This window comes from Klebsiella grimontii, from assembly GCF_900200035.1.
Taxonomy (GTDB): domain Bacteria; phylum Pseudomonadota; class Gammaproteobacteria; order Enterobacterales; family Enterobacteriaceae; genus Klebsiella; species Klebsiella grimontii.
In genome coordinates this window covers 755,785-777,245 of the sequence record NZ_FZTC01000019.1, presented here as the reverse complement: position 1 = coordinate 777,245, position 21,461 = coordinate 755,785, and the positions used below count along the sequence as shown (strand labels likewise).

Genomic DNA, 21,461 nt, shown 5'->3' with positions numbered 1-21,461 from the left:
GTGATGACAATAAAAAATAATAAATTGCGACCTGCGCGTCTGGCGACGCTTATCGCCTTCGCGTTTACCGGTATTTCACAGGAGCTGTATGCCAGTGATTCGTTTAATACGGCGCTGGTAGAACTGGATAACCCCGGGGTGGGCAAAGCGGATTTATCGGCTTTCGAGTCTGGCTCCCAGGCGCCGGGAACATACCACGTGGATATTATTCTTGATGACCAGCTAATGGATACCCGGGATATTCCATTTGCGATGGCAAAGACCGCTGACGGTAGTGAAGCATTACAGCCCTGTTTGAGCATTGAACTCTTAAAACAGTGGGGCGTGAAAACCGATCTTTTTCCCCAGTTGGCGGTAGAAGAAAGTGATTGCGCCAATCTCCAGGCGATTCCGCAGGCCAGCGCCGATTTTCAGTTTGGCGCCCAGCGGCTGGTCATCAGCATTCCCCAGGCGGCGATCGACCTGCCGGCAAGGGGCTATGTGCCGCCGGAAATGTGGGATGAGGGGATTACTGCGGCCATGCTCAATTACAGCCTGAGCGGAGCAAACAATTGGGCGAAAACGGGTCAAGGCGCCAGCAGCGACAGCCAGTATGCGAACCTGCGTCCGGGTATCAATATCGGGCCGTGGCGTTTTCGCAACTACACCACCTGGTCACGGGAATCCTCCGGCCAGGATAAATGGGATACCGTTTATACCTACGCACAGCGCGCCATTATTCCGCTGAAAGGCCAGCTTACCGTCGGGGACAGCTCCGCGCCTGCCGATGTGTTTGACAGTATGCCGTTTCGCGGCGGCCAGCTGGCGTCAGATGACGATATGTTACCGGATTCTCTTAAGGGCTATGCGCCCGTGGTGCGCGGTATTGCTCGAACCAATGCGCAGGTCGTGGTGCGCCAGAACGGCTATCAGATCTACCAAAGCTACGTTGCGCCGGGGGCGTTTGAGATTAGGGATATGTATCCCACCGGCGGCGCGGGCGACCTCGACGTGACGATTAAAGAAGCCGATGGCAGCGAACAGCACTTCACGCTGCCCTACGCCTCGCTGCCGGTATTGCAGCGGGAAGGGCGCTTAAAATACGCCATCACCGGCGGGCAATACCGCTCCTATAACAGCAGCGTGGATAAGATTCCTTTCGGGCAAGCCACCGCAATTTATGGTCTGCAGCACGGCATTACCCTCTATGGCGGCCTGCAAGAGTCAAGCAAATACCAGTCGCTTGCCTTTGGCGTGGGCAAAAATATGGGAGCGTTAGGCGCTATCTCCGCCGACGTTACTCAGGGCTGGTCAACGCCGGATAAAACGGAAAAATCACAGGGCCAATCCTGGCGAGCGCGTTATAGCAAAAACTTCGCCGGGACCGGGACCCACTTTTCCATTGCGGGCTACCGCTATTCGACCAGCGGCTATTACGGGATGCAGGAAGTCCTCGATTCATATGGCGACAGCAGCGCGCTGCAGGAGCGCAGGCGCAACCGCGCGGAGCTGACGATGAGCCAGACGCTGAGTCGTGAGCTGGGGTCGCTTACCCTCAGCGCGGCGCGGGAAGACTACTGGAATTCCGCCAGGTCGATGGCTTCCTGGAGCGTCGGATACAACAACTACTGGCGCAATATTAGCTACGGCCTGACCTGGACATACAGCAGAAATGGCAGCGCTGCGTCATACGACGGCGGGCGCGGGCGAAACAGCGACCATGACCAGCAGTTGGCGTTTAACGTCAGCGTACCGCTGGAGAAATTCCTCCCGCAAACGTGGGCCAGCTATGGCATGAACGCCAGCAAGAATAACGGAACGACGCACAACATCGGCATCAACGGCGTCGCGCTGGAAAACAACTCGCTGAACTGGAACGTACAGCAGGGTTACGGTACGAATGGCGTGGGTTACATCGGCAATATGAACGGTGACTATAAAGCCACGTACGGCGAAGTGACGGCGGGCTATAGCTACGACAGAAATAGCGAGCGGCTTAATTATGGTCTGCAGGGCGGCGTTATCGCCCACGCCGACGGCATCACGCTTTCTCAACCGCTCGGTGAAACCAACGTCTTAATCAAAGCTCCCGGCGCGTACGGCGTGAATATTCGCAATCAACCCGGCGCGCGCACCGACTACCGGGGATATACGGTGGTCAGCAATATTTCCGTCTATCGGAAAAACGACCTGACGCTCGACCCGCAAAGTATGCCTGATGATGTCGAGCTGGAGATCAACACCGATACGGTCACGCCGACGCGAGGCGCGGTGGTGAGGGCCGATTACCTTGCAAAAGTGGGGCGCCGGGTACTCATGACCTTAACGGACAATAACCACTTTGTGCCGTTTGGCGCCGTGGTGACGCTTGCTGATGGTAATCAAAGCAGCTTTATCGTCGGCGATCGCGGCCAGGTTTTTTTAAGCGGAATGCCCGAACAGGGGGCGATAGTCGCAACATGGGGCCGCCAGTCCAGCCAACAGTGCCGTGCTGATTTCAGCCTGCCGCAACAATCAACCTACGCTGGAATAACCGAAGTTAGCGCCAGTTGTCATCAGGAACGTTAAAAATGAGATTGATTTATTCTGTTATTTTGCTCGGCTTAATGGCCGGATGGAATAGCGCGCGTGCCGGAACCTGCACGACAATTATCCCGCAGCTCTCCACGCTGTCTGTGGGAACCCTTACCGTACAGCGTGATGCGCCGGTCGGAACGGTTATTTTTTCTCGTAACGCGACGATAACCAGCTCTTATTTAACCGGATGCACCAACCCATTAATGCTTGGGTTTAGCATGCGCTACCTTAGCGCGACGCCGAGTAGCTACGGTAATCATGTTTACGCCACCAATGTCGCGGGGATTGGTATTCGCTTCTCTTCCGGGAATTACTTTGAAAACCCGAGTAATACCTTTTCTTATGAAGCGCAGTCCTCCTACGTGGAGTGGTGGGGCGGTAAAATTGAGCTGGTGGTCACCGGCCAGGTGTCGTCGGGCGCATTAACGCCGGGAACGATCGGCGTGGTGACGCTACAGGGCAGCGACGGCGTCTACCGTGACGGCCTGACCACCAAACTCACCGATGGGACCATTAACGCGCTGGCCTGCAATATCACGACGTCTCAACTGACCTTCCCGATTGGCGATATTTCAGCGGCAACGTTCGGCTCGGCCGTCGGCACCACGCCTGCGGGCGCGCAGAATACGCAGAATCTGGGATTAAGCTGCAGCGCCGGAACCAATATTAATGTATCGCTGAGCGGCGTACAGCATCCGGACGTTGCCGATACCAGCGTCATGGCATTAACGGGGCAGGGCAGCGCCGGGACGGCAAAAGGCGTGGGAGTCCAGCTTTTATATAACGGCGCTCCGTTGGCTATCAATAGCCCGCTGTTATTAAAACGCTCTGCGGGCGGCCAGGAAACGCTGCCGTTGACGGCCCGTTATTACCAGACCTTAACGTCCGTTGAGTCAGGCTCGGCAAACGCGACCGCCACGCTGAATTTGACGTACCAGTAACAGGTGAAAAAATGAAAATACCCCACAAAAAAATGCTTCTTCTGGCTTTTCTGTGCTGGAAAGCGTTTTCTGCCGACAGCGTGAGCGTAGGCGTAACGGGAAATATTGTTGCCTCGCCCTGTATATTTAATGGCGGAAATAGCAACCTCAATGTCAATCTTGGCGATATTCAGGCAACAAATATGGTTACGCCAGGGTCATCCTCCGACCCGGTGGCCTTTAATTTGCTGTTTACCAACTGCCCGGCGGGAACGCGCAGCGTAACGGCCTCCTTCACCGGAAACCCGGATCCGGTTGCCGGCCCTGACTATTATATGAATAGCGGTACCGCAACAAACGTGGCGATCGCGATGAGCGAGGCGGGCAGCGGCGCGCTAAAGGGGACGGGTTCCAGTATTATGCGCAACATCGCGGCAGACAGAACCGCCACCCTGGCCATGCAGGCCTCGGTTAAATCGATGTCAGGGGGCGCGACGCCCGGCAGCGTGAGTGCCGTTGTGGTCATGACGCTACAGTACAATTAAACCGGCAACCGTGTCAGCGCGACGCCGGTTACGTATTTTTTTATGCAATCGTCGTGACGCTGCGTCGTTCTATTCCCGCCGTTAGTCAGGCCTTTTCGGCCTCATAGCCGGTAAAGCTCCCACTTTTCTACCCGTAATAGGCGACGGTAAGTCTGTTGCCTTCCACGGCGGGTTGTATGCAAGGCAAATCATCTATCTCAAAAATAGGTATTTTCGATGCATATTTTAATTTTCCAGCAACTTCTGCCTTCCACCCCATGAAATACATTATTAATCAAAGTATTGAACAATTTATTCCATCTCCGATATCTCTCCTGTCAGGGTCTATGCTTATAAAAAGAGCCTGATGGGGGAATACCCCTTCTTCGGATGGGTTGAAGTGATAATCATTATCACTAACATAGCGGTATGTCCCGATGGCGTCAACCTATGAGGTAGAGCGATGAATTCACATGCAGGAACTTTCAATCCCGAAGATTTTAGCTGGCGTGGGCTGGTCATGACTCCAGCCGCCGCCGCCCATATTCGCGATCTGGTCCGCAAACAGCCTGATATGCAGGGGCTGCGCCTGGGGGTTAAAACCAGCGGCTGCGCCGGTTTTGGCTACGTTCTCGAATTAATCGCTGAACCGGCGAAAGACGACCTGCTCTTTGAGCGCGACGGCGCGAAGCTATGGGCGCCGCTGCAGGCCATGCCGTTTATTGATGGCACCGAACTCGATTACGTTCGCGAAGGCTTAAATCAAATCTTCAAATTCCATAATCCAAAAGCCCAGCACGAATGCGGCTGCGGCGAAAGTTTTGGCGTTCAGGCGGAGTAACTATGTCTCGTAATACTGAAGCAACCGACGATGTCAAAACCTGGAGCGGCGGGCCACTCAACTATAAAGAAGGCTTTTTCACGCAGCTGCAGACCGATGAGCTGGCGAAAGGCATAAACGAAGAGGTGGTTCGGGCGATTTCCGCGCGCCGCAATGAGCCGGAATGGATGCTGGAGTTTCGTCTGAACGCGTTTAAGGCCTGGCAGGCGATGGAAGAGCCGCACTGGCTGAAGGCGCACTACGACAAGCTGAACTATCAGGATTACAGCTATTACTCGGCGCCCTCCTGCGGCAACTGCGATGACGCCTGCGCCTCTGAGCCTGGCGCTTTGCAGCAGACGGGCTCCAGCGCGTTTTTGACCAATGAAGTTGAAGAGGCGTTCAATCTCCTCGGCGTGCCGGTGCGCGAGGGGCGGGAAGTGGCGGTCGACGCCATTTTTGACTCGGTTTCCGTCGCCACCACCTATCGCGAAAAGCTGGCGGAGCAGGGGATTATCTTCTGTTCGTTCGGCGAGGCGATCCACGAGCACCCGGAACTGGTGCAGAAATACCTCGGCACCGTGGTGCCGGGCAACGACAACTTCTTTGCCGCCCTCAACGCGGCGGTGGCCTCCGACGGGACCTTTATCTATGTTCCTAAAGGCGTACGCTGCCCGATGGAGCTGTCGACCTATTTCCGCATCAACGCGGAAAAAACCGGCCAGTTCGAGCGCACCATTCTGGTCGCCGACGAAGGCAGCTATGTAAGCTACATTGAAGGCTGCTCGGCGCCGGTACGCGATAGCTACCAGCTGCACGCGGCGGTGGTTGAAGTGATCATTCATAAGGATGCCGAGGTGAAGTACTCCACGGTGCAAAACTGGTTCCCCGGCGACAACAACACCGGCGGGATCCTTAACTTCGTCACCAAGCGCGCGCTGTGCGAGGGCGAGAACAGCAAAATGTCGTGGACCCAGTCGGAAACCGGCTCGGCGATCACCTGGAAATATCCAAGCTGTATTCTGCGCGGGGATAACTCCATCGGCGAGTTCTTCTCGGTGGCGCTGACCAGCGGCCATCAGCAGGCGGATACGGGGACCAAGATGATCCATATCGGTAAAAACACCCGCTCGACGATTATCTCGAAGGGGATTTCTGCCGGCCACAGCCAGAACAGCTATCGCGGGCTGGTCAAAATTATGCCCACCGCAACCAACGCGCGCAACTTCACCCAGTGTGATTCGATGCTGATTGGTCCGGACAGCGGGGCGCATACCTTCCCTTACGTGGAATGCCGGAACAACAGCGCGCAGCTGGAGCATGAAGCGACCACGTCGCGGATCGGCGAAGATCAGCTGTTTTACTGCCTGCAGCGCGGCATCAGCGAGGATGATGCGATTTCGATGATCGTCAACGGTTTCTGTAAGGACGTTTTCTCAGAGCTGCCGCTGGAGTTTGCCGTAGAAGCGCAGAAATTACTGGCGATTAGTCTTGAACACAGCGTCGGCTGATAACAAAGGAAATAAGATGTTAAGTATTAAAAATTTGCAGGTCGCCGTCGAAGACAAAGAGATCCTGCGCGGACTGAATCTGGACGTTCGCCCCGGCGAAGTGCACGCCATTATGGGGCCGAACGGCTCCGGGAAAAGTACGCTCTCCGCCACCCTGGCCGGACGCGAAGACTATGAAGTGACCGGCGGTAGCGTGGCGTTTAAAGGCAAAGATCTGCTGGAGCTCGCCCCGGAGGATCGCGCCGGCGAAGGCATCTTTATGGCCTTCCAGTATCCGGTGGAAATTCCCGGCGTCAGCAATCAGTTTTTCCTGCAAACCGCGCTCAACGCCGTGCGCCGCTACCGCGGCCAGGAGCAGCTTGACCGCTTTGACTTCCAGGACCTGATGGAAGAGAAAATTAAGCTGCTGAAAATGCCCGAGGATCTGCTGACCCGTTCGGTTAACGTCGGCTTCTCCGGCGGCGAGAAAAAGCGCAACGATATCCTGCAGATGGCGGTACTGGAACCGGAGCTGTGCATCCTCGACGAGTCCGACTCCGGGCTGGATATCGACGCGCTGAAGATTGTCTCTGACGGCGTTAACGCCCTGCGCGACGGCAAGCGCGCGTTTATTATCGTCACCCACTATCAGCGCATTCTCGACTATATCAAGCCGGATTACGTCCACGTGCTGTACCAGGGGCGGATCGTCAAATCCGGCGACTTTACTCTGGTCAAACAACTGGAGGAGCAGGGCTATGGCTGGCTTACCGAACAGCAGTAACGCGCTGCAGCAGTGGCACCATCTGTTTGAGTCGCAAAGCGGGCAGCGCAGCCCGCAGGCGCATCAGCATCTGCAACAGCTGCTGCGGCTGGGCCTGCCGACGCGTAAAAATGAAAACTGGAAATATACGCCGCTGGACGCGTTACTGAATCAGACCTTTGTCGCCGCTCAGCCGCAGGCGCTGACGGCGGCCCAGCGAGACGCGCAGGCGCTAACGGTGGAGGCATGGCGCCTGGTGTTTGTCGACGGTCAGTTTAGCGACAGCCTGAGCGACGATCTGGCCGCCAGCGGCTATGAAGTGCAGGTGGATAACGAGCGTCAGCATCTGCCTGACGCCGTTCAGCCCGAAGTCTTTCTGCATTTGACCGAAAGCCTGGCAACCACCGTCACCCACATCCGGGTCAGGCGCAACCAGCGCCCGCAAAAACCGCTGCTGATTATGCACCTGACGCGCGGGCTGGCGAGCGATGAAATGAATACCGCCCACTATCGCCATCATCTGGAGCTGGAGAGCGGCGCGCAGGCGACCATCATCGAACACTATCTGAGCCTCAACGACCAGCGCCACTTTACCGGCGCAAGGCTGACGATGACCGTGGCGGATAACGCCCACCTGCAGCATATCAAGCTGGCGTTTGAGAATGCGCAAAGCTACCACTTTGCCCACAACGACCTGGCGCTCGGGCGCGACAGCTCCGCCTTCAGCAGCAGTTTTCTCCTCGGGAGCGCGGTGCTCCGCCACCACACCAGCACGCGGCTGAACGGAGAAAACAGCAACCTGCGGATTAACTCGCTGGCGATGCCGGTCAACGGCGAAGTCTGCGACAGCCGCACCTGGCTCGATCATAAAGTCGGATACTGCAACAGCCGCCAGCTGCATAAAACCATCGTCAACGACAAAGGGCGGGCGGTATTTAACGGCCTGATAAACGTCGCGCCGCATGCGATCAAAACCGATGGCCAGATGACCAACAACAACCTGCTGCTTGGCCGCTTATCGGAAGTGGATACCAAACCGCAGCTGGAGATTTACGCTGATGACGTGAAGTGCAGCCACGGCGCGACCATTGGGCGCATCGATGATGAACAGCTGTTTTATCTGCGCTCGCGCGGCATTACGCAGCAGGCGGCGCAGCAGATGATTCTTTACGCCTTTGCCGCCGAGCTCACCGAAGCGATCGATGATGAGGCGCTCAGGCAGCAGATACTGGCGCGTATCGGCCAGCGTCTGCCGGGAGGCAACCTATGACATTTTCAGTGCAACGCGTGCGCGCGGATTTTCCGCTACTCCACCGCGAGGTGAACGGCCAGCCGCTAGCCTATCTCGATAGCGCCGCCAGCGCGCAGAAGCCGGAAGCGGTGATTAACGCCGAGGCGGGATTTTACCGCCACGGCTATGCGGCGGTGCATCGCGGCATTCATACGCTCAGCGCGGAAGCCACGGCGCGAATGGAGCAGGTGCGCCAGCAGGCGGCGACGTTCCTCAACGCCAGCTCGGCGGAAGAGGTAGTGTTTGTTCGCGGCACCACGGAAGGCATTAACCTCGTGGCCAACAGCTGGGGGAACGCCAACGTCGGCGCCGGCGACAATATCATCGTCAGCGCGATGGAACATCACGCTAATATTGTGCCATGGCAGATGCTGTGCGCCAGAGTAGGCGCGCAGCTGAGGGTGATCCCGCTGAATCAGGACGGTACCCTGCAGCTGGATGCGATCCCCGGCCTGTTTGACGATCGCACCCGCCTGCTGGCCATCACCCAGGTGTCTAACGTGCTGGGAACCGAAAACCCGATCGCCGCCCTGGCCGCTTTAGCCCATCAGCATGGCGCGAAGGTGCTGGTGGACGGCGCGCAGGCGGTCATGCACCATCCGGTTGATGTTCAGGCGCTGGACTGCGATTTTTACGCCTTCTCCGCGCACAAGCTGTATGGCCCCACCGGGATCGGCGTACTCTACGTCAAACAGGACATTTTGCAGGCGATGCCGCCGTGGGAAGGGGGCGGATCGATGATCGCCACCGTCAGCCTGACGGAAGGCACCACCTGGGCAAAAGCGCCGTGGCGCTTCGAGGCGGGAACGCCGAATACCGGCGGCATCATTGGACTGGGCGCGGCGCTGGATTACGTCAGCGCGCTGGGGCTGACGCAAATCGCGGAATATGAACAAACTCTGATGCGCTACGCGCTGCAGGCGCTGCAGGCGCTGGAGAGCGTGGCGGATTTAACCCTGTACGGCCCGCCAAATCGCCTGGGAGTGATTGCCTTTAATCTCGGCAAACATCATGCCTACGATGTCGGCAGCTTCCTGGATAACTACGGCATCGCGGTGCGGACCGGGCACCACTGCGCCATGCCGCTCATGGCGTTCTACGGCGTCCCTGCCATGTGCCGGGCATCGCTGGCGATGTACAATATCACGGAAGAGGTGGACCGGCTGGTAGCGGGCCTGCAGCGGATCCACAAATTATTAAGCTAAAGGAAGTGACTATGGCGGCGTTACCGGACAGAGACAAACTGCTGCGCAACTTTAGCCGTTGCGCGAACTGGGAAGAGAAATATCTCTATATTATTGAACTGGGACAGCGCCTGGCGCCGCTGAGCCCGGAGGAACACAGCGCGCAGAACATCATTCAGGGCTGCCAGAGTCAGGTGTGGATCGTGATGGCGCAGGAGCCGGGTGGGGCTATTGCGCTTCGCGGCGACAGCGACGCGGCCATCGTGAAAGGACTTATCGCGGTGGTATTTATCCTTTATGACCAGATGACGGCTAAGGATATGACCGCTTTTGACGTGCGCCCGTGGTTTGAAAAAATGGCCTTGACGCAGCATCTTACCCCCTCGCGCTCGCAAGGACTGGAAGCCATGATCCGCGCAATTCGCGCGAAAGCTGCAAATCTTAGCTAGAATAAAACAGTAGATTTCATTCTGTTATGCACGACGGGAGGCTAGCCTCCCGTCGTGCATAACAGGCCTGGCGTTTTATCAGCGAAAGAAGGAATCTCAGTATGAAACGCGCTTCTCTTATCACCCTGGCTCTTCTGAGCGCCCTCAGCGCGTCACACGCAGCCTGGGCCGTTGATTACCCCCTTCCTCCTGCCAATAGTCGTCTGATTGGTGAGAACCAGTTCTGGACGGTACAGGAGGGCGACCGCAACCTGCAGGCGATTGCCCGTCGTTTTGATACGGCGGCGATGCTGATCCTCGAAGCGAACGATACCATTGCGCCGGTGCAGCCTAAACCGGGTACACAGGTGCTGATACCCTCGCAGATGCTGCTACCGGACGTGCCGCGTGAGGGCATCGTCGTCAACCTGGCGGAACTGCGCCTCTACTACTTCCCGCCGGGAATGAATCAGGTGCAGGTTTATCCCCTGGGGATTGGTCAGCAGGGGCTGGAGACGCCGGAGATGACCACCCGTATCGGGCAGAAAATCCCGAACCCCACCTGGACGCCGACGGCGGGCATCCGCGCCCGCTCGCTGGAGAAGGGGATTAAACTGCCGCCGGTGGTGCCCGCAGGGCCGAATAACCCGCTAGGTCGCTATGCGCTGCGTCTGGCGTACGGCAACGGTGAATATCTTATTCATGGCACCAGCGCGCCGGACAGCGTCGGTCTGCGCGTAAGCTCCGGCTGCATGCGCATGAACGCGGCGGACATCCAGGCGTTATTCAATCAGGTGAAAAGCGGCACCCCGGTGCGGATAATCAACCAGCCGGTCAAATTCGCCGTGGAGCCGGACGGTAAGCGCTATGTTGAAGTTCATCGCCCGCTGACGCCGGATGAGAGCAGCAACGCGCAGACCATGGCCTATACGCTTCCGGCGGAGTTTCATCAGTTTGCGGGGGATAAAGCGGTTGATGAGGCGCAGCTTAAACGCGCGCTGACCAGACGAGCAGGCTATCCGGTGGCGATCTCCGCGGGTGAAAGCGCCGCGTCGGGCCTGTCGGTACAGAATACGCCGCTGGATGAAGCGAAAAGCGTGCAGTAGGCGGGGATGCGGAAGACAAAAAAAATGGCGCACAATGTGCGCCATTTTTATTACACAGATACTATTACTTACGGTATTTAGTAGCTGCGTTGTCCAGACGCTGGTTAGCGCGAGCTGCGTCATCTTTAGCAGCCTGAACGTCGGAACGCATTGCGTTCACGTCGTTGCTCAGCTGGTCAACTTTAGCGTTCAGAGTCTGAACGTCAGAAGACAGCTGATCGATTTTAGCATTGCTGGAGCAACCAGCCAGCAGAGTAGAACCCAGGATTACCGCGCCCAGTACCAGTTTAGTACGATTCATTATTAATACCCTCTAGATTGAGTTAATCTCCATGTAGCGTTACAAGTATTACACAAACTTTTTTGTGATGAGAATATTTTTTTACCTGAATACGCTTATTTTTGATCGTTCGCTCAAAGAAGCATCGAAATCATCACGTAACTTTAAAAAGGCGAGTGAAAACAGCGCGCTTCCATCGGATTCATCTTAGATAATCTCGCGTTAAATAGTAAATTCCGATTTGCATTTTTATTAATAGCGGCTAGTGCCGGAATAAAAAAAAGCGCCCCGAGAGGCGCTTTTAAAGGAAATACTAATTAACCTGTAAATTATTACAGCACGTGCACGGAAGCGGTATTGGTGGTTCCGCTCGGGACTAACGCGCCGGAAACCATAACAACCACGTCGCCTTTACGCGCCAGACCGCTCTGCAGCGCCAGTTCTTTACCCTGGATGTAGAACGCATCGGTAGAGGAGATATCTTCAACCAGCTGTGCCACAACGCCTTTGCTCAGCACCAGCTGACGCGCGGTGGTTTCGTTGGTGGTCAGCGCCAGGATAGTGGCATCCGGGAAGTATTTACGTACGGCGCGCGCGGATTTACCGCCCTGGGTTGCCACAACGATCAGCGGCGCTTCCAGTTTTTCAGCCGTTTCTACCGCACCGCGGCACACCGCTTCGGTGATGCGCAGCTTACGGTTGTCGTTGTTGTACTCAAGACGGCTGGTCATGACGCGGTCGGTACGTTCGCAGATGGTCGCCATGATGGTGACCGCTTCCAGCGGGTATTTACCTTTCGCGGATTCGCCGGACAGCATAACTGCGTCGGTGCCGTCGAGGATGGCGTTGGCCACGTCGCCTGCTTCCGCACGGGTCGGACGCGGGTTTTTGATCATGGAATCCAGCATCTGGGTCGCGGTGATAACGACTTTACGCGCGCGGATACATTTCTCGATCATCATCTTCTGCGCGAAGATAACTTCTTCAACCGGGATTTCAACGCCCAGGTCGCCACGGGCTACCATGATGCCGTCAGAGGCTTCGAGGATTTCGTCGAAGTTGTTCAGGCCTTCCTGGTTTTCGATTTTGGAGATGATCTGGATCTTCTCGCCGCCGTGGGCTTTCAGGTGCTCACGGATTTCAACAACGTCAGAACGCTTACGGATAAAGGATGCCGCAACAAAGTCAACGCCCTGTTCGCAACCGAAGATCAGGTCCTGTTTGTCTTTTTCAGCCAGCGCCGGCAGCGCGATAGATACGCCCGGCAGGTTAACGCCTTTGTTCTCGCCGAGGTCGCCGTTGTTCAGCACTTTACAAACAACTTTGTTGCCTTCGATAGCGGTCACTTCCATACCGATCAGACCATCGTCAACCAGTACCGTGTTGCCAACGCTCAGGTCGCTGGTGAAGCCTTCATAGGTCACCGCAACGATTTCGTTATTACCGACAACGGATTTATCGGTGGTGAAGGTGAAGGTCTGGCCTGCTTTCAGGGAGACGTCGTTGCCGCCTTCCAGCTTAATGGTACGGATTTCCGGACCTTTGGTGTCCAGCAGGATTGCCGCTTTCTTACCGGTTTTACTCATCACATTGCGCAGATTCTGGATGCGCTGACCGTGTTCCGCATAGTCACCGTGAGAGAAGTTCAGACGCATAACGTTCATGCCCGCGTCCAGCATTTTGGTCAACATCTCTTCGGATTCGGTTTTCGGACCGATGGTGCAAACAATTTTGGTCTTTTTCATGACAGTTTAATCTTTAAGTTGTGAAGGATAGGGATGGGGAATCTGACTCCGTGGGCGCACTGCCGCAGAGTTAAACCTGTATTACGAAAGTTGCTATGCCACGCTCTAAGGATAGGTGACAACAAAAGAGCGTGCAGAAGAATGTGTGCTGGCGGTTCAGCCCATGAAAAGAGGCAACGTGTTATGCGTTTAGTCATGCAATCCAATGCGCTGAAACCATTCAATAAGAATTTGTTGGGCATTATACGTTGCCCAATCCAAAAAAGAAAATGAAAACCATGTTTCATTTCTATAGTTACATACTTAACAAAATGCAAACTAATCCTATGCTTATGCGCAACACATTTTTTCATCACCTGACAAGATAAAGAGGGTGGAAACGCGGGTTTATTCACAAGTTTGGCCGGGAAAAGCGGTCTCTGAGGCGAAAACGGCGCGCTGGTTTGCTTTAAGCGGGAAATATATCAATAATGATTTGATTGATAATGAAAATTTGAGAGCGGAATACGATGGGAAACACAGCCAAAGATGAGGCGTTGTATCAGGAAATGTGCCGGGTGGTCGGTAAAGTCGTGCTGGAGATGCGCGACCTGGGCCAGGAGCCGAAGCATATCGTTATCGCCGGCGTGGTGCGTACCGCCCTCGCGAACCCAAAGGTCAAACGTTCCGCCCTGACGCAGGAAGCGATGGAGAAGGTGGTCCACGCGCTTTCCGGAAGCTAGCCGCCTCAGGGCACTACCCGCGCGCTTCAGGAAATCACGAAGCGGATCACCGCTTTTACCGCTATATCGCAGTGGTGGGCGACCATGGCCTCATCATCGATCGCCGGCATCGGATCGTCCAGGTACAGGCTGCTAAAGGTATAAAAGTTCGACACCTGATAGAAGCTAAAGCTGCTGATCAATCGATGCACATCGCGCGCTTCCAGCCCCGCCTGAAACACGCCTTGCCGCTGACCGCGCTGAAGAATATCTTCCAGAATCGACAGGGCGGTGCGGTTTAGCGGTTTCAGCTGGCCCGAGCTTTTCAGCCACTTCCCGCGCTGCATGTTTTCCATACAGATGACCCGCATATAGTCGGCGTGGGTGGCGTGATAGCGCACGCTCCACTTCACCAGCTGCACCAGCGCCTCGACCGGCGGCACGTTTTCCAGCCCAAGCTGCTGCTCGGTTTCGCGGATCCTTGCGTAGACGTGCTGCAGCACGGCCTGATAAAGCTGCTCTTTGGTCTTGAAGTAATAGACCACCATGCGTTTGGTGGTCTGCGCTTCGGTGGCGATTTGCTCCATCCGCGCCCCCGACAGTCCATGCTCGGCGAAAACGGTAATGGCGGCGGCGAAGATCCGCTCTTTCAGAGACTGCGCTTCATCATGAGCAACGACGGACATAACGGCTCCTTTTCTTGAGATGCAAAAAATACACATATTGATCACAATTTAGCAACCAACCATGGCGCGATTGAACCAAATGATACATATTCAGGTCATTACCTCAGCCAATGACCCGAGGACACTATGTTGCGCTCCATCGCCACCGTCTCGATCTCCGGTACCTTACCCGAAAAGCTCCATGCCATCGCGGCGGCAGGCTATCAGGGCGTCGAAATCTTCGAAAACGATCTGCTCTATTATACCGGTACCCCGGCTGATATCCGCCACCTGGCGGCAGATTTAGGGCTAAAAATCACGCTTTTTCAACCGTTTCGTGATTTTGAAGGCGCCAGCCGCAGCCAGTTCGCCGCCAATATGGAACGCGCCAGGCGCAAATTTGCGCTTATGCATGAGCTGGGCTGCGACACTATACTGCTGTGCAGCAACGTTCAGCCGGACTGTTCCGCCGACGTCGAGCTGCAGATCGCGGATTTGCGCGCCCTGGCTGAACTGGCGGAGCAGGAACAAATCCGCATCGGCTACGAGGCGCTGGCCTGGGGCACCCACGTCAACCGTTGGCATCAGGCCTGGTCACGGGTCAAAAGCGTCAACAGTCCGGCGCTGGGCATTGTGCTCGATAGCTTCCACGTGCTGGCGCGCGGCGACACGCTGCAGCGGCTAGGGGAAGTACCGCCGGAGAAAATCACCTTTGTGCAGATGGCCGATGCGCCGCTGATGAAAATGGATATTCTGGAGTGGAGCCGGCACTTCCGCTGCTTTCCCGCTCAGGGGCAGCTGCCGCTGGTGGATTTTGCCTGCGATCTTACCCGCTGCGGCTATCGCGGTCCCTGGTCGCTGGAAATTTTCAACGACAGCTTCCGGGCGTCGCCCAACGGCGCGACGGCGAAAGATGGCTATCGCTCGCTGCTGTGGTTGGAAGAGCAGGTCCGTCAGCGGCTACCGGAAAGCCGGGCGCCGCTTTTTGCTCCCGTTGAACTGCCCCTCTACGCCGGGCTGGAGTTTATCGAGTTTGCCGCCGCGCCGGCGCAGGCGGGCGAGCTCGGACAAACGCTGGCGCAGCTCGGCTTTGCCGAGGAGGGGAGCCATCGCTCAAAACGGGTCTCCCTCTGGCGCAACGGCGGGGCGCGGGTGGTAGTCAACGCCCAGCCGCACAGCTGGGCCGACCATTTTCACCAGCGTCACGGGGTTTCCCTCTGCGCCATGGCGCTGCGCGTCAGCCAGAGCGCGGCGATCGTGGAACGCGCCCGCGCATACGGCTACGCCACCTGGCAGGGCGATGCCGGGCCGAATGAAAGCCCGATCCCGGCGGTTTGCGCGCCGGACGGCAGCCTTATTTATCTGATTGAGGTGGGGGATGACATCTATACTCGCGATTTTCATCTGCGCGCGAACCTCACGCCGCGCGACGATTATCAGGGTATCGATCATCTGGCTCTCGGCATGGAAGCGGACAGCCGCGATAACTGGATCATTTTTTTCCGCAGCGTTTTCGGCTTTATCCTCGAGCATGAACAAACGCTACCCGATCCGTACGGGCTGGTGCGCAGCCTGGCGGTACGCAGTCCGCAGGGCGACATTCGCCTCGCGCTCAATATTTCGCAAAGCCGCGCCACGCAAATTGCCCGTTCGGTCGCCTGTTATCAGGGCGCCGGTTTACAGCACGCGGCGTTTGCCTGCCGCGATTTACCCGCCACGCTCGCCAGCCTGCCGCAGATTGCGGTCGAGGCGCTGCCCATCCCGGCGAACTATTATGACGATCTGCTGGCCCGTTTTGGCGAAGACGCTCAGGTTAACCTTTTGAAGAATCATCAGATTCTTTATGACCGCGATGGAGACGGCGGGGAGTTCCTGCATCTTTATACCCGCCCATTTTCTGCCGGACGCTTTTTCTTTGAATTGACCGAGCGGCGCAACGGTTACGCACTTTATGGTGCTGTAAATGCAGCTGTACGCTTGTCAGCAATGCAGTACACCTAGTAATGTAGCAGATGGTTCACAACCCAACGTCGCAAACACAATAACAACATCCGGCTGTACCCTATGACAGGAAACGACTATGAACTCTTATAGCCATAATCAGACGACGGCGGCCTCCGCGTCCGGCGCGCGGCCTTCCCGGCGGCGTATCGGTATCCTTGCGCTGCTGGCGGTCGGCACCATGATCAACTATCTCGACCGCACGGTGCTGGGTATCGCCGCGCCGCAGCTGACCGCAGAGCTGGGGATTGATGCCGCGATGATGGGCATCGTATTCTCCGCCTTCGCCTGGACCTACGCGCTGGCGCAGATCCCCGGCGGCATCTTCCTTGACCGCTTTGGTAATAAAGTCACCTATTTTCTGGCGCTGACCCTGTGGTCGTTATTCACCCTGTTCCACGGCATGGCGGTTGGCCTGAAAAGTCTGCTGCTGTGCCGCTTTGGCCTCGGCGTCAGCGAAGCGCCCTGTTTCCCGGTAAACAGCCGGGTAGTGAGCGCCTGGTTTCCGCAGCAGGAGCGCGCCAAGGCGACGGCGGTCTATACCGTCGGCGAATACCTCGGGCTGGCCTGCTTTGCGCCGCTGCTGTTCTGGATAATGGGCAGCTTCGGCTGGCGAGCGCTGTTTATTAGCGTCGGCGCCGCCGGGGTGTTGTTTGCGCTGGTGTGGTGGCGCTGCTACCGCGAGCCGCATGAGGATAAACATCTCAATCAGCTGGAGCGCGAGCACATTATCAACGGTGGCGGAATGTCCACCGGCGCGGAGCAGCATACCGCCTTTAGCTGGCCGCTGGTTCGCCAGCTGCTGGCTAAACGGCAGATCCTCGGCGCCAGCATCGGGCAGTTCGCCGGTAATACGGTGCTGGTCTTCTTCCTCACCTGGTTCCCGACCTATCTGGCCACCGAGCGCCATATGCCGTGGATCAAAGTCGGCTTCTTCGCCATCATGCCGTTTCTCGCGGCGGCGGGCGGCGTCATGTTCGGCGGCTGGGTCTCGGATAAGCTGCTGAAGGCCACCGGCTCGGCAAACCTCGGGCGTAAGCTGCCGATTATCGCCGGTCTGCTGATGGCGAGCACCATTATCGCCGCCAACTGGCTGACCAGCGATCTGGCGGTGATCCTGGTGATGTCGTTCGCCTTCTTTGGTCAGGGGATGGTTGGACTGGGCTGGACGTTAATCTCCGATATCGCGCCGAAGGGCCTTGGCGGACTGACCGGCGGCCTGTTTAACTTCTGCGCTAACCTTGCCGGGATCCTGACGCCGCTGATTATCGGTTTTATCGTTGCGGCCTCCGGCAACTTCTTTTACGCGCTGATTTATATCGGCGGCGCCGCGCTGCTGGGCGTAGCGGCCTATCTGTTTATTCTCGGCGATGTTAAACGTATCGAACTTTCGCAGTAGCGCAGTAGCAAAAGGAGCAGTAAATGGTGATTAGTGGAAATACGCGGCTGATAGCGCATCTTGGCTACCCGACCGCGAAGTTTAAAGCGCCGATGATTTACAACCCGTGGCTGGTTCATCAGCAGGTTGACGCCAAAGTGGTGCCGATGGGCGTGAAGCCTGAGGATTATGCCGCCTTTGTGCCGATGCTGTTTAAGATGACCAATATTATTGGCGCGCTGGTCACCATGCCGCACAAAATCGCCACCTGCGGGCTGGTGCAGCGTCTGAGCCCGACGGCGGCGATAGCGGGGGCGTGCAACGCGATTCGTGCCGAAGCCGACGGTACGCTGAGCGGCGATATGTTTGACGGCGAAGGCTTTGTCCTCGGTATTAAACGTAAAGGTTTCCAGACGCGAGGGGCGCGGGCGCTGGTGGTGGGCAGCGGCGGCGTTGGCTCGGCTATTGCCGCTTCGCTGGCGGCGGCGGGCGTCAGCGCGCTGACGTTGTACGACGTCCGTTCGCAGACGGCTGAAGCGCTGGCCGGGCGTCTGCTTCAGCACTATCCTCGGCTGGATATTACGCTGATGCGGCGCGATCCGCAGGGGCACGATCTGGTGGTCAACGCCACGCCGCTGGGGATGAAAGAGGGCGATCCGCTGCCGTTAGATCCGCAGCGCCTGACGCCGGGCACCTTTGTCGGCGAAGTGGTCATGGCCCAGGAGTTCACCCCGTTACTGCAGGCGGCGCGGGCGGCGGGCTGCCCCATACAGCGCGGCACCGACATGCTGTTTGAGATGATCCCCGCTTACCTTCGTTTCTTCAATCTGCCGGTGGCGACGCCGGAACAGCTGCGCGAGCTGGCGGAAATTCGCTACTGAAGCCGGAACTGCGCCAGGCCTGCCGGAGATATCTGCCAGGCCTGGGTTCCTTTCAGAACCAGCCTATCCGTAAAAAACCTCTTCATCGGACATCCGTTCCTCAATCTGACCGGCGACCTTTTGCAACGAGGCGAGGTACTTTTGCGCCGCCTGGTCGATAGTCATGGCCTGGGCCATATACACCAGGTTCAGGCAGCCGATAACCCGCAGCTGGCGGCGAATGGGGACGGCAATGGAGGCGATTTTCTCCTCCTGCTGCCAGCCGCGAAAGTTTTCACCGTAGCCGTTTTGCCGGGTGCGTTCGAGGATGGCGGCCAGCTTCTCCGGCTCGCGCGCCAGCTGATACTCCGCTTCCGGCCGGGCGGCCAGCATCTCAACGATCGGGCTTCGTTCATGCTCCGGGGCGAAGGCCAGCCAGGTTAATCCGGAGGCGGTCAGCAGCAGCGGCAGTCGGCGGCCGACCATCGCCCGGTGGAAGGAGAGGCGGCTGAAGCGATGGGTGGTTTCGCGCACGACCATCGCATCGACGTCGAGAGTCGTGATATCGGTAGGCCATAAAACCTCCCGCAACAGCTCGCCAAGCAGCGGCGTGGCGAGGGCAGAAATCCAATGTTCGTCACGAAATCCCTCACTTAACTGACGCACTTTAATCGTCAACCGGAAGCTGTCATCGGAGCGGCTGCGGCGCACATATCCCTCATCCTGTAGCGTTTCCAGTAGCCGCCTGACGGTGGTGCGGTGCAGGCCGCTAAACTCGGCCAGGGTGCCAACCGTCGCGCCTCCGTCGAATTTATTTAACAAATTTAATAACAATAAGCCGCGGCTTAAACCGCGTACCGTTTTGTAATCCGCCGACGCGTCTTTGTCCATGCTGCCTCAATAAACATCAAATTAAACAATGATGTGCACCTGGTGCACGTTAGGTGATGTTTTGATTGTAGCGCAAATCACCGCCCCTATACTGACCTCACTATAAAAATAAATTCACATTTAGTTAACAAATTACCGCGTTGATTTTTCTGCAATGTTGGTAATGCGTCCGAAGCGTGAGGTTTTGAAAATGACAACATCTAATCCTGATATTCAACCGGCCGTACAGCACACCGCCCAGGTTGCGATTGTCGGCGCCGGTCCGGTGGGCCTGGCGATCGCCAACTACCTCGGGCAAATGGGCGTGAGCGTCCTGCTGATTGAGAAGCTCGAGTCGCTGATCGACTATCCCCGCGCCATCGGTATTGACGATGAGTCGCTGCGGGCAATGCAGGCGGTGGGGCTGGTGGACAAGGTGTTGCCGCACACCACGCCGTGGCACGCGATGCGCTTCATGACGCCGAAAGGGCGCTGCTTTGCCGATATCCAGCCGATGACCGACGAGTTTGGCTGGTCGCGGCGTAACGCGTTTATTCAGCCGCAGGTTGATGGGGTGCTGTACGAAGGCCTGAGCCGCTTCCCCAACGTGCGTTGCCTGTTTTCCCGTGAAGTGGAGGCTTTTAGCCAGAATGGTGACAACGTCACGTTAAATCTCAAAGGCAGCGCTGGCGAACATGAAACCGTACGCGCCGACTGGCTGGTGGCCTGCGACGGTGGAGCGAGCCTGATTCGCCGCACGCTCAATATCCCCTTCGAAGGGAAAACCGCGCCGAATCAGTGGATTGTTATCGATATCGCCAACGACCCGCTGGCGACGCCGCACGTCTATCTGTGCTGCGATCCGGTGCGCCCGTACGTGTCAGCCGCGCTGCCGCACGGGGTACGGCGCTTTGAATTTATGGTGATGCCCGGCGAAACCGAGGCCCAGCTCAGCGAGCCGCACAACATGCGCCTGCTGCTGAGCAAGGTGCTGCCGGACCCGGACAACGTCGAACCGATCCGCCAGCGCGTCTACACCCATAACGCGCGTATCGCCGAACGCTTTCGCGTCGATCGCGTGCTGCTGGCGGGCGACGCCGCGCACATCATGCCGGTCTGGCAGGGGCAAGGCTATAACAGCGGCATGCGCGACGCCTTTAACCTGGCGTGGAAGCTGGCGCTGGTGGTGAACGGCAAAGCTGGCGAAGCGCTGCTCGACAGCTACCAGCAGGAGCGGCGCGATCACGCCAAAGCGATGATCGACCTGTCGGTGACCGCCGGCAACGTGCTGGCGCCGCCGAAACGCTGGCACGGCACGGTGCGCGACGGCATTTCGTGGCTGCTCAACTATCTGCCGCCGGTCAAACGCTACTTCCTGGAAATGCGTTTCAAGCCGATGCCGCAGTATCGCGAAGGCGCACTGCTGGTGGAAGGCGAAGGCAAAACGTCCCCGGTAGGCAAAATGTTTATCCAGCCGAAGGTCACGCTAGAGGACGGTCAGGTGACGTTGCTGGATGAGGTGATTGGCGCGAACTTTGCCATCATCGCCTGGGGCTGCAACCCGCTATGGGGGCTTAACGACGAGCAGATAGCCCGCTGGCGCGCCGTCGGCGTGCGGTTTATCCAGGTGGTGCCGGAGGTGCAGATTCATTGCGATCAGGACAACGTACCCGGCGTCATCCGCCTTGGCGATACGCAAAACCGCCTGAAAAGCTGGTTCGCGCAGCACGATACCGCCATCGCAGTGGTGCGTCCGGACCGCTTTGTCGCCACCGTGGCCATCCCGCAAACCCTGAGCAAAAAGCTCGACGCGCTGGCAAGCAAGATGCGGCTGGCGGCCTCCGCGCAGGCGGCAACGACGATTGAACAGGTGGCCTGA

General features: G+C 57.4%; 20 protein-coding genes. 15 read left to right on the top strand and 5 right to left on the bottom strand.

Annotation, left to right across the window (positions count from 1 at the left end; all coding sequences use genetic code 11):
• Nucleotides 1-3: 3 nt before the first annotated feature.
• The 10 genes from KOSB73_RS18485 (at nt 4) to ldtE (ending at nt 11,082) form a co-directional block, all read left to right on the top strand.
• Nucleotides 4-2,547 (top strand): fimbria/pilus outer membrane usher protein, encoded by a 2,544-nt coding sequence (locus tag KOSB73_RS18485; RefSeq protein ID WP_098140784.1) that lies wholly within the window; start codon nt 4-6, stop codon nt 2,545-2,547.
• Between the two features lie 2 nt (nt 2,548-2,549).
• Nucleotides 2,550-3,497, top strand: coding sequence for a fimbrial protein (locus KOSB73_RS18480; protein WP_049130945.1), 948 nt, complete (start codon nt 2,550-2,552; stop codon nt 3,495-3,497).
• A gap of 11 nt (nt 3,498-3,508) precedes the next feature.
• Nucleotides 3,509-4,021 carry a fimbrial protein gene (locus KOSB73_RS18475; RefSeq protein ID WP_098065645.1) on the top strand — a complete coding sequence of 171 codons (513 nt, stop codon included), beginning with the start codon at nt 3,509-3,511 and terminating at the stop codon, nt 4,019-4,021.
• Nucleotides 4,022-4,463: 442 nt separating this feature from the next.
• Nucleotides 4,464-4,841, top strand: a complete 378-nt coding sequence (gene sufA / locus KOSB73_RS18470; protein ID WP_004119171.1) for a Fe-S cluster assembly scaffold SufA — start codon at nt 4,464-4,466, stop codon at nt 4,839-4,841.
• 2 nt (nt 4,842-4,843) lie between these two features.
• Nucleotides 4,844-6,331, top strand: a complete 1,488-nt coding sequence (gene sufB / locus KOSB73_RS18465; RefSeq protein ID WP_024357897.1) for a Fe-S cluster assembly protein SufB — start codon at nt 4,844-4,846, stop codon at nt 6,329-6,331.
• Nucleotides 6,332-6,347: 16 nt separating this feature from the next.
• The gene (gene sufC, locus KOSB73_RS18460; RefSeq protein ID WP_004132414.1) at nt 6,348-7,094 is read left to right on the top strand and encodes a Fe-S cluster assembly ATPase SufC; all 747 of its coding nucleotides are present in this window, start codon (nt 6,348-6,350) and stop codon (nt 7,092-7,094) included.
• The gene (sufD, locus tag KOSB73_RS18455; RefSeq protein WP_064371817.1) at nt 7,069-8,343 is read left to right on the top strand and encodes a Fe-S cluster assembly protein SufD; all 1,275 of its coding nucleotides are present in this window, start codon (nt 7,069-7,071) and stop codon (nt 8,341-8,343) included. The genes sufC and sufD overlap by 26 nt, the downstream gene beginning before the upstream one ends.
• A complete protein-coding gene (gene sufS, locus KOSB73_RS18450) occupies nt 8,340-9,569 on the top strand; it encodes a cysteine desulfurase SufS (RefSeq protein ID WP_098140783.1) in 1,230 nt (409 codons plus the stop codon). The genes sufD and sufS overlap by 4 nt, the downstream gene beginning before the upstream one ends.
• 11 nt (nt 9,570-9,580) lie before the next feature.
• Nucleotides 9,581-9,997: a cysteine desulfuration protein SufE gene (gene sufE / locus KOSB73_RS18445; RefSeq protein WP_098140782.1), complete on the top strand. Its 417-nt coding sequence runs from the start codon at nt 9,581-9,583 to the stop codon at nt 9,995-9,997.
• 101 nt (nt 9,998-10,098) lie between these two features.
• A complete protein-coding gene (ldtE, locus tag KOSB73_RS18440; RefSeq protein ID WP_049086017.1) occupies nt 10,099-11,082 on the top strand; it encodes a L,D-transpeptidase LdtE in 984 nt (327 codons plus the stop codon).
• A gap of 64 nt (nt 11,083-11,146) precedes the next feature.
• Here ldtE and lpp read toward each other — a convergent pair whose 3' ends face one another.
• The 3 genes from lpp to ynhH form a co-directional block, all read right to left on the bottom strand.
• Nucleotides 11,147-11,383, bottom strand: coding sequence for a murein lipoprotein Lpp (gene lpp, locus KOSB73_RS18435; RefSeq protein WP_003029373.1), 237 nt, complete (start codon nt 11,381-11,383; stop codon nt 11,147-11,149).
• Nucleotides 11,384-11,694: 311 nt separating this feature from the next.
• Nucleotides 11,695-13,107 (bottom strand): pyruvate kinase PykF, encoded by a 1,413-nt coding sequence (gene pykF / locus KOSB73_RS18430; RefSeq protein ID WP_004119183.1) that lies wholly within the window; start codon nt 13,105-13,107, stop codon nt 11,695-11,697.
• A complete protein-coding gene (gene ynhH, locus KOSB73_RS31505; RefSeq protein ID WP_418772212.1) occupies nt 13,104-13,304 on the bottom strand; it encodes a protein YnhH in 201 nt (66 codons plus the stop codon). Before ynhH ends, pykF begins: the two co-directional genes overlap by 4 nt.
• A 312-nt stretch (nt 13,305-13,616) precedes the next feature.
• Here ynhH and fumD point away from each other — a divergent pair, with 312 nt between their 5' ends.
• Nucleotides 13,617-13,829, top strand: coding sequence for a fumarate hydratase FumD (gene fumD / locus KOSB73_RS18425; protein ID WP_004132406.1), 213 nt, complete (start codon nt 13,617-13,619; stop codon nt 13,827-13,829).
• A gap of 26 nt (nt 13,830-13,855) precedes the next feature.
• Here fumD and KOSB73_RS18420 read toward each other — a convergent pair whose 3' ends face one another.
• Nucleotides 13,856-14,494, bottom strand: coding sequence for a TetR/AcrR family transcriptional regulator (locus KOSB73_RS18420; RefSeq protein ID WP_004132404.1), 639 nt, complete (start codon nt 14,492-14,494; stop codon nt 13,856-13,858).
• 126 nt (nt 14,495-14,620) lie between these two features.
• Between KOSB73_RS18420 and KOSB73_RS18415 the strand changes: the two genes are divergently transcribed.
• The 3 genes from KOSB73_RS18415 to KOSB73_RS18405 all read left to right on the top strand — a co-directional run bounded on the left by KOSB73_RS18415 (nt 14,621) and on the right by KOSB73_RS18405 (nt 18,733).
• Nucleotides 14,621-16,474, top strand: a complete 1,854-nt coding sequence (locus tag KOSB73_RS18415) for a bifunctional sugar phosphate isomerase/epimerase/4-hydroxyphenylpyruvate dioxygenase family protein (RefSeq protein ID WP_098140781.1) — start codon at nt 14,621-14,623, stop codon at nt 16,472-16,474.
• 79 nt (nt 16,475-16,553) lie between these two features.
• Nucleotides 16,554-17,873: an MFS transporter gene (locus tag KOSB73_RS18410; RefSeq protein ID WP_024357903.1), complete on the top strand. Its 1,320-nt coding sequence runs from the start codon at nt 16,554-16,556 to the stop codon at nt 17,871-17,873.
• A gap of 23 nt (nt 17,874-17,896) precedes the next feature.
• Nucleotides 17,897-18,733 (top strand): shikimate dehydrogenase family protein, encoded by an 837-nt coding sequence (locus KOSB73_RS18405; protein WP_024357904.1) that lies wholly within the window; start codon nt 17,897-17,899, stop codon nt 18,731-18,733.
• A 63-nt stretch (nt 18,734-18,796) separates the two neighbouring features.
• On the opposite strand, the gene KOSB73_RS18400 is transcribed toward KOSB73_RS18405, so the two are convergent.
• Nucleotides 18,797-19,603, bottom strand: a complete 807-nt coding sequence (locus KOSB73_RS18400; RefSeq protein WP_098140780.1) for a DNA-binding transcriptional regulator — start codon at nt 19,601-19,603, stop codon at nt 18,797-18,799.
• 190 nt (nt 19,604-19,793) lie between these two features.
• Between KOSB73_RS18400 and KOSB73_RS18395 the strand changes: the two genes are divergently transcribed.
• Nucleotides 19,794-21,461 (top strand): bifunctional 3-(3-hydroxy-phenyl)propionate/3-hydroxycinnamic acid hydroxylase, encoded by a 1,668-nt coding sequence (locus KOSB73_RS18395; protein WP_098140815.1) that lies wholly within the window; start codon nt 19,794-19,796, stop codon nt 21,459-21,461.

Bases quoted from the DNA above. Each gene is read 5' to 3' on its own strand.
- KOSB73_RS18485 (WP_098140784.1), top strand. From the start codon at position 4: ATGACAATAAAAAATAATAAATTGCGACCTGCGCGTCTGGCGACGCTT.
- KOSB73_RS18480 (WP_049130945.1), top strand. From the start codon at position 2,550: ATGAGATTGATTTATTCTGTTATTTTGCTCGGCTTAATGGCCGGATGG.
- KOSB73_RS18475 (WP_098065645.1), top strand. From the start codon at position 3,509: ATGAAAATACCCCACAAAAAAATGCTTCTTCTGGCTTTTCTGTGCTGG.
- sufA (WP_004119171.1), top strand. From the start codon at position 4,464: ATGAATTCACATGCAGGAACTTTCAATCCCGAAGATTTTAGCTGGCGT.
- sufB (WP_024357897.1), top strand. From the start codon at position 4,844: ATGTCTCGTAATACTGAAGCAACCGACGATGTCAAAACCTGGAGCGGC.
- sufC (WP_004132414.1), top strand. From the start codon at position 6,348: ATGTTAAGTATTAAAAATTTGCAGGTCGCCGTCGAAGACAAAGAGATC.
- sufD (WP_064371817.1), top strand. From the start codon at position 7,069: ATGGCTGGCTTACCGAACAGCAGTAACGCGCTGCAGCAGTGGCACCAT.
- sufS (WP_098140783.1), top strand. From the start codon at position 8,340: ATGACATTTTCAGTGCAACGCGTGCGCGCGGATTTTCCGCTACTCCAC.
- sufE (WP_098140782.1), top strand. From the start codon at position 9,581: ATGGCGGCGTTACCGGACAGAGACAAACTGCTGCGCAACTTTAGCCGT.
- ldtE (WP_049086017.1), top strand. From the start codon at position 10,099: ATGAAACGCGCTTCTCTTATCACCCTGGCTCTTCTGAGCGCCCTCAGC.
- lpp (WP_003029373.1), bottom strand. From the start codon at position 11,383: ATGAATCGTACTAAACTGGTACTGGGCGCGGTAATCCTGGGTTCTACT.
- pykF (WP_004119183.1), bottom strand. From the start codon at position 13,107: ATGAAAAAGACCAAAATTGTTTGCACCATCGGTCCGAAAACCGAATCC.
- ynhH (WP_418772212.1), bottom strand. From the start codon at position 13,304: ATGACTAAACGCATAACACGTTGCCTCTTTTCATGGGCTGAACCGCCA.
- fumD (WP_004132406.1), top strand. From the start codon at position 13,617: ATGGGAAACACAGCCAAAGATGAGGCGTTGTATCAGGAAATGTGCCGG.
- KOSB73_RS18420 (WP_004132404.1), bottom strand. From the start codon at position 14,494: ATGTCCGTCGTTGCTCATGATGAAGCGCAGTCTCTGAAAGAGCGGATC.
- KOSB73_RS18415 (WP_098140781.1), top strand. From the start codon at position 14,621: ATGTTGCGCTCCATCGCCACCGTCTCGATCTCCGGTACCTTACCCGAA.
- KOSB73_RS18410 (WP_024357903.1), top strand. From the start codon at position 16,554: ATGAACTCTTATAGCCATAATCAGACGACGGCGGCCTCCGCGTCCGGC.
- KOSB73_RS18405 (WP_024357904.1), top strand. From the start codon at position 17,897: ATGGTGATTAGTGGAAATACGCGGCTGATAGCGCATCTTGGCTACCCG.
- KOSB73_RS18400 (WP_098140780.1), bottom strand. From the start codon at position 19,603: ATGGACAAAGACGCGTCGGCGGATTACAAAACGGTACGCGGTTTAAGC.
- KOSB73_RS18395 (WP_098140815.1), top strand. From the start codon at position 19,794: ATGACAACATCTAATCCTGATATTCAACCGGCCGTACAGCACACCGCC.